This window comes from Vibrio sp. 10N.261.52.C11 (assembly GCF_041471405.1).
In the GTDB taxonomy this organism is placed as follows: domain Bacteria; phylum Pseudomonadota; class Gammaproteobacteria; order Enterobacterales; family Vibrionaceae; genus Vibrio; species Vibrio crassostreae_C.
The window spans coordinates 1-224 of the sequence record NZ_JBFROI010000094.1; the positions used below are offsets into that span (position 1 = coordinate 1).

1 pseudogene is annotated in these 224 nt (G+C 47.3%); it reads left to right on the forward strand.

Annotated features, from left to right (window positions below):
• A pseudogene (locus AB4323_RS23140) lies at positions 1-224 on the forward strand (IS110 family transposase); the annotation flags it as partial.

The window sequence follows — 224 nt, forward strand, 5'->3', positions numbered from 1 at the left end:
TATCGGTACATAGAATGAGAGAGCATTGGGTTCGTGAACGCACCGCGCTTATGAATCGCATGCGCGCCCTACTCTCTGAGTTCGGGTTAATCATTCCTGTTGGCCGCTCTTCATTAATGAAACACGTTCCCTTAATGCTTGAAGATGCAGAAAATGAACTGCCACATCTCGCAAGAACGGTGATTGCCGATGCTTATCACCACCTTGGAGAGTTGAATCAACGT